Raw genomic sequence first — 6834 nt, forward strand, 5'->3', positions numbered from 1 at the left:
CTTCCACACTGCGCTGGGCCACCGGAATGGCGCTGAAGAGATAGTTCAGAACGCCACGGCTGCGTCCAGCTCCGAAAGCGGGCGCACGCCTGCCAGCAGCGCCCTCGCCTCGGCCTCGTCGCGCTTCATCTGCGCGACCAGCGCATCCAGCCCGTCGAACTTCAGCTCCGGCCGCAGGAAGCCGAAGATCGACACCTCGCAGGCCTCGCCATAGAGGTCGCCGGAGAAGTCGAAGACGAAGGTTTCGAGCAGCGGCGCGCCATTGTCGTCGACGGTCGGACGACGGCCGAAGCTGGCGACGCCGTCATGCAGCGTGCCGTCGGCGCGGCGGAAGCGGACGGCATAAATCCCTTCCTTGAGAGAAGCTTCCGGCGAAAGCCTCATGTTGGCAGTCGGAAAGCCAAGCGTACGGCCGAGCTTCTGGCCGCCGATCACCTCGGCCTCGACGGTGAAGCGGTAGCCGAGCAGGCCGGCGGCCTCGGCCACCGCGCCTTCGCCGAGAAGCGCGCGGATGCGGCTCGACGAGATCACCTCGGCGCCCTCGTCGCGAAAGGCGTCGACCAGCGTCACGCCAAAGCCGTGGCGCTCGCCCGCCGCCATCAGGAAGGCGGGGCCGCCCTGGCGGTCCTTGCCGAAATGGAAATCGAAGCCGGTGACGGCGTGCGTGACGCCGAGATTCCTTTCCAGAACCCCGGTCACGAAGTCTTCTGCCGAGAGCGCGGCGAAATCGCGCGTGAAGGGCTGCTCGACCAGCGCGGCGAACCCGAGAAGCGACAGGAGCCGGGCCTTCATCGGCGGTGGCGTCAGCACGAAGAGCGGAACCTCGGGCCGGAAGACCTTTCGCGGATGCGGCTCGAAGCTCAGCACCATGGCCGGCGCGCCGCGGCGCCGCGCTTCGGCCAGCGCGCGCTCCAGCACCGCCTGGTGGCCGCGATGGACGCCGTCGAAATTGCCGATCGCCACCACGCCGCCGCGCAAATGGGTCGGCAGCGGCGATGTCGCCGAGATGCGCGCGAAGCTTTGTGAGGTTTCCGTCATGGAACGCCCCTATTGCAGCCTTGGAATGACCGCGACCGGGCGGTAGCCGTGCTTATCGAGAAAGGCGGCGAGCCTGTCGGGATCGGGCTGCAGCGGATCGCCATAGTCGCGGGCATGGATGCCTCCCGAGACATAGAGCACGTCGAATCCATTGTCGGCCGCGCCCTTGATGTCGGTCATCAAGCCGTCGCCGATGGCCAGCACCCGCGAGCGTTCGACGGGACGCCCGAGCAGGCCGGCAACCTCCTTCATCGCGACGTCGTAGATCGGCGCGTAGGGTTTGCCGGCGATCAGGGTTCGCCCGCCAAGCTGGGCGTAGTCGCGGGCAAGCGCACCGGCGCACCAGATCAAGCGTTCGCCGCGCTCCACCACGATGTCGGGGTTGGCGCAGATGAACGGCAGGTCGCGGGCGCGCAGCCGCTGCAGCAAGTCGGCATAGTCGGAAGGCTTTTCCACCTCGTCGTCGAACAGGCCGGTGCAGACCACGCCGGAGGCCTCGAACTCCTCGACCAGATCGACGCCGAGGCTGTCATAGAGGGTGAAATCGCGGTCGGGGCCGATGTGGAAGATCTTTCTCGGGCCCTCGGCGATCAGATCGCGGGTGACGTCGCCGGAGGTGACGATGCGGTCATAGGCGTCGGTGGGAACGCCTATCGCGTTCATCTGCGCAACGACATCGGCGCTGCGGCGCGGCGAGTTGGTGATCAGCACGATCGGGACGTCCGCCGCGCGCGCCGCGGCCAGTGCCAGCGCGGCCTGGGGAAAATGCCATTCGCCATTGTGCACCACGCCCCAGACATCGCACAGGATGGCCGAATAGGCACCCGACAAATCCGCGAGCGAGCCGATGATGTCTGGCAGATCCGCCATGCTGTCTACCCTGCCGATCGTTGCGAAAGCCGCCGCCGACGGTCCGCCGCGGCCGGTCCCGCATTAACCGAAGCGCCTCATCCTGTCACCAGCTTTCGGCAGACAGCACCCGCTACCGCAGGACTGATACCGTGGGCAGGACACGCGTTCGTGACTGAATTCCCAGGCCCCTCGGCACCCTCGCCGCGAGCCCGATGGTTAACGGGCCTTGAAAACGCAGGTTGAGGTTGGATGCATTCGCGCAACCTGAAATTTAATGATCTGTGACCATGGTTGCAGATCAACTACGACCTTGGTCGTATATTAGTGGGGGACTAAAGGCTATGATCCGCAAGTTCGGAGCGATGATCCGCAGCTTCGTGCACAACAGGCGGGGCAACTATGCCTTGATTGCCGTCATCACGATGGTGCCTGTGATGGGCGGCGTGGCATTGGCGGTCGACTATACGGAGCTGGTTCGCCAAAAACAGGAAACGTTGAACGCGCTCGATGCCGCCGGCGTCGCCACGGCGCAGCAGATCGTCGCCAATGTAAGCGATGCCGATGCCAAGGCTTATGCGAAGAACTTCTTCGAAGCCAATCTGTCGCATGTCAGCCCGGCCGACACCACGCTGAGCGTCACCTTGCCCAACAACAATAGCGGTGGCGGCACGCTGAAGCTTTGCGCGAACCTGCGCTACCATCCGTTTTTCCTGCCGGCTGCCGCAATGCTGATCGGCAGGACGGCCAGCGACCGAAGCTTGGCCGCGTGCTCGGAAGTCCGACTGAAGAACACCCTGGAAGTCGCCCTGGTGCTCGACAATTCCGGCTCGATGAGCACGAATGGATCCGGTACCGGCCAGCAGCGAATAGAGTTGCTCAAGACCGCCGCGACAGAACTCGTCAACACGTTGGCCCTGCAGGCAGGCCAAATGAAGCAGGTCACCAAGCCGGTGCAATTCGCCCTGGTACCGTTTTCGGCCTCGGTCAATGTCGGCTCAGCCAACAAGGACAAGACCTGGATGGATCTCGGCGGCATCTCGCCGGTGCATCATGAGAATTTCGACTGGACGCAGATGAACAAGACCGTCTCCGGCGTCGATCCGAACAAATACATCGAGAAGGTTGGCGACGCCTACTACCAGAGGGGCACCGGCTGGGGCGCCGACGCGGGCAAGGCAATGACCCGCTTCACCCTCTACCAGGATATGATGGCCACGACGCGAACCTGCACCAAGAAAAACCACGGCACGTGTCAGACTTATGTCGACACGACCGCCCAATACCAAGCCTGGAAAGGCTGCGTGGAAGCAAGGCCGTATCCTTACAATGTGGACGATACGACGCCGGCAACGTCCACACCCGCCAGCCTGTTCGTCCCGATGTTCGCTCCGGACGAGGCCGGCAATTTCTGGACCGACTCCACCCACGCCAGCACGACGTCATGGGGTTACACCAACAATTGGTGGGTGGATTCGGCCGACAGCCTGGCCGTCGCAAAACGCCAGTCGGATATGCGCAAGTATTTCGTCACAAAGCCCTACAACGCGGCGGCGGAGCCGGCTGACGGCGGCCCCAACTCCGGGTGCACGACTGCCGCCATCACGCCGTTGCAGGACATAACCACGACCACGGGCAAGAACACCATCACAAGCGCCATCAGCGCGATGACACCAACAGGCAATACCAACGTGCCGGAAGGGCTTGCCTGGGGCTGGCGGGCATTGTCGAGCAATGAGCCTTTCACGGACGGCCGGGCCAACACCGAAAGAGGCAACGACAAGGTCGTCATCGTGCTGACCGACGGCGCCAACACCTACAGCCCGATCGCCGACGCCACCTACGCCAAGAACATGTCGACTTACGCCGCGTATGGCTACACGGGCCTGACCTATCCGGGCTCCGGCACGTTGACCCGACTGTTCATGAACACCAGCGCTTCCGTTGGCAAGACGACCTACACCGCCGCCAACTACACGACGGCGCTCGACGAGCAGATGCAGACGCTTTGCGCCAATGCAAAGAATTCGAACGTCATCGTGATGACGGTTTCGCTTGACCTCGTGGAAACCAAATCCGCGGAAAAGGCCGCAATGGCTGCGCTGAAGACCTGTTCCTCGGACTCGAGGTTCCGAAAAGACCCGGCCGACCCGACCGGCAAGACAGCGGCGAAATTGTACTGGAACGCGACCGGCGCCACGCTGTCGAAAAGCTTCAAGGAAATCGCCGACGAACTGTCGAACCTGCGCATCGTCAGCTGACCGATGAAAGCGCCTTGCAGCCCCCCCGCCCAGGGCCGCTTACGCGATATGCGTGACTTCTGGCGTGACTTCTGCCGCGACCGGCGCGGCAACTATGCCCTCATGACCGTGCTCGCCATGGTGCCGCTGATGGGAGCCGTGGCGCTGAGCGTCGACTATTCGAGCATGATCAGCGAGAAACAGAAGGTGGTGAACGCGCTCGACGCCGCCAATTTCGCCACCGCCCGCCGCCTTGCCGAAGGCGCCACCGATGACCAGCTGAGGGCCTATGCGCTGGAGTTCTTCAAGGCCAACCTCGGCGACAGTATCGATCCGGCCAACACCACGCTCAGCGTCACGCTGCCCAGCAGCACCACCGGCGGCGGCCTGGTGAAGCTCTGCGCGGCGCTGGTCTACAAGCCCTATTTCCTGCCGGCGGCGGCGATGCTGATCGATAAACAGTCTTCCGACGTCGACTACTCGGTATGCTCGGAAGTGCGGTTGAAAAACACGCTGGAAGTCGCCATGGTGCTCGACAATTCCGGCTCGATGAGCAACCTCGGCACCGGCGCGGGGCAAAAGCGCATCGACCTGCTCAAGCAGGCCGCCAAGCAGCTCGTCGACACGCTGGCGCAGCAGGCGGCCGCAATCAAGCAGATCGACAAGCCGGTCCAGTTCAGCATCGTGCCCTTCGCCGCCTCGGTGAATGTCGGGACGCAGAACGACAACGCTTCCTGGATGGACACCTATGGGCTGTCGCCGGTACACCACGAGAATTTCGACTGGACGACGCTGAACGCCACCAACAAATACGCGCAGAAGTTCAACGGCATCTGGTACAAGAAGGGCTCCGACTGGGGCGAGCAGGAAGGCCAGATGCTGACCCGCTTCTCGCTCTACCGCGACATGAAGGTGGTCACCAGCCATGAGCGCATCGTCGGCTCCAAGCGCGTGGTCTGCGACGAATATCGTTCGAACCATACCTGCAAACGCAGCCACGACGAATACGACTACAACGACACCTACGGCCCGTTCGCCAGCTGGCAGGGCTGCGTCGAGGACCGTCCCTACCCTTACAATGTCAATGACGCGCCGGCCTCCGGCGGCCCCAACAACACCGGCACCGGCGTCGGCGACCCGGCAACCATGTTCGTCCCCATGTTCGCGCCGGACGAGCCGGGCAACCACTGGTATCTGACGCAGGATCCCGACGAGGCGAAACCGGTCACCTATGGCGCGGCCAACAGCTGGTGGAACGACGATCCGTCGAGCACCACCGGCAAGACACGGCAATCCAACATGGCCAAGTATTTCCAGCCGCGGCCGATCAATGCGCCCGTGCTGTCGACCGGTGCCGGTCCCAACTACAGCTGCACCACGACGCCGATCACACCGCTGACCGATGTCACCCAGGCGGCAGGGCTGACGGCGATCAAGGCGGCGATCGACCTGATGCAGCCGAACGGCAACACCAATGTGCCGGAAGGCATGGCCTGGGGCTGGCGCACCGTATCGAGCACCGAGCCCTTCACCGAAGGGCGGCCAGAGAGCGAGCGCGGCAATGACAAGGTCGTCATCGTGCTCACCGACGGCGAGAATACCTATTCGACGGTCAGCAGCGACCCGGCCGGCAACAAGTCGACCTATGCCGCCTATGGATACACCGGCCTCGCCTATCACGGCACGGCCTTGACCCGGCTGTTCACCGGCACGTCGAGCGCCATCGGCCAGTTCAACTATACGTCCAGCAACTACACCGCCGCGCTCAACGAGCAGATGGCGAGCCTGTGCGACAACGCCAAGGCGGCCAACATCATGGTGATGACCGTCGCGCTCGACATGTCCTTGACGGATTCCGGCGACAAGAAGGCGATGGACGCGCTGAAGGCCTGCTCTTCCGACTCTCGCTTCCGCAAGGATCCGATCGACCCCAGCAAGCCGGCCAAGCTGTTCTGGAACGCGACCGGCGCTACGCTGTCGGACAATTTCAAGGAAATTGCGAACGAATTGTCGAATTTGCGCGTGGTGGGGTAAGGCACATTAAAGGATGCCGGTGCGTTGAAGATCGTCCTTCGCCATGCCGATCCTATAAGCTCGCCTCGTCCGGCGGCCTCGTCGTCGGTAAGTAGAAGGCTACAAAAGCCTTGGAGATGAGTGCCTTCGTTTGAGACTGTGCAGCGCACGTCCATTTGGACGTGACCGCGGAGGCAGGCCGAGACTACCCACCAACCTGCGGCATGCCACCCTGGCGCAACGGCCGGCGCCGGCAAGCCCTTGTGCGCGTTCGCGGCGCAAGGCACAAGTCGGTGCTCGCCGGCATCGGACCGTCCCTGCCGCATGCGCTGGAGTCAAGCAATGCCCGACGTCGCCAACCATCTGACCTTCGCGCTGGTCTGCCTCGGCATGGTGCTGACGCCGGGGCCGAACATGATCTACCTGATCTCGCGTTCGCTGTCGCAAGGGCCGAAGGCCGGGCTGATCTCGCTTGGCGGCGTCGCCTGCGGTTTCCTGTTCTACATGGTCTCGGCGGCCTTCGGCATCACCGCGCTGCTGCTTGCCGTGCCCTTCGCCTATGACGTGCTGCGCATTTCCGGCGCGCTCTATCTTCTGTGGCTCGCCTGGCAAGCGGTGAGGCCCGGCGGGCGCTCGCCGTTCCACGTCCGCGAGATGCCGAAGGACAGGCCGCGCAAGCTGTTCGCGATGGGGC

5 protein-coding genes are annotated in these 6834 nt (G+C 63.6%); 3 read left to right on the forward strand and 2 right to left on the reverse strand.

Features of this window, described 5'->3' with window-relative positions:
* Nucleotides 1-45: 45 nt before the first annotated feature.
* Both EN781_RS21605 and EN781_RS21610 read right to left on the reverse strand, forming a co-directional pair.
* Entirely contained in the window at nucleotides 46-1038 is a 993-nt protein-coding gene (locus tag EN781_RS21605; protein WP_126055123.1) for a bifunctional riboflavin kinase/FAD synthetase, read from the reverse strand.
* Between the two features lie 9 nt (nucleotides 1039-1047).
* Complete coding sequence (locus tag EN781_RS21610) at nucleotides 1048-1908, reverse strand: TIGR01459 family HAD-type hydrolase (RefSeq protein ID WP_126055124.1); 861 nt, start codon at nucleotides 1906-1908, stop codon at nucleotides 1048-1050.
* 323 nt (nucleotides 1909-2231) lie between these two features.
* Here EN781_RS21610 and EN781_RS21615 point away from each other — a divergent pair, with 323 nt between their 5' ends.
* From EN781_RS21615 to EN781_RS21625, 3 genes are all read left to right on the forward strand, one after another.
* Nucleotides 2232-4148: a TadE/TadG family type IV pilus assembly protein gene (locus EN781_RS21615; RefSeq protein ID WP_245455486.1), complete on the forward strand. Its 1917-nt coding sequence runs from the start codon at nucleotides 2232-2234 to the stop codon at nucleotides 4146-4148.
* Between the two features lie 48 nt (nucleotides 4149-4196).
* Nucleotides 4197-6161, forward strand: a complete 1965-nt coding sequence (locus tag EN781_RS21620; protein WP_189347726.1) for a pilus assembly protein — start codon at nucleotides 4197-4199, stop codon at nucleotides 6159-6161.
* Nucleotides 6162-6482: 321 nt separating this feature from the next.
* Nucleotides 6483-6834, forward strand: a 352-nt coding sequence (locus tag EN781_RS21625; protein ID WP_145965575.1) for a LysE family translocator, incomplete at its 3' end; no start/stop codon positions are given.

Source organism: Mesorhizobium sp. M4A.F.Ca.ET.090.04.2.1 (assembly GCF_003999085.1).
In the GTDB taxonomy this organism is placed as follows: domain Bacteria; phylum Pseudomonadota; class Alphaproteobacteria; order Rhizobiales; family Rhizobiaceae; genus Mesorhizobium.

What these genes read in the sequence shown, in the direction of transcription:
- EN781_RS21610 (WP_126055124.1), bottom strand. Translation starts at nt 1,908, where the DNA reads ATGGCGGATCTGCCAGACATCATCGGCTCGCTCGCGGATTTGTCGGGT.
- EN781_RS21615 (WP_245455486.1), top strand. Translation starts at nt 2,232, where the DNA reads ATGATCCGCAAGTTCGGAGCGATGATCCGCAGCTTCGTGCACAACAGG.
- EN781_RS21605 (WP_126055123.1), bottom strand. Translation starts at nt 1,038, where the DNA reads ATGACGGAAACCTCACAAAGCTTCGCGCGCATCTCGGCGACATCGCCG.
- EN781_RS21620 (WP_189347726.1), top strand. Translation starts at nt 4,197, where the DNA reads ATGCGTGACTTCTGGCGTGACTTCTGCCGCGACCGGCGCGGCAACTAT.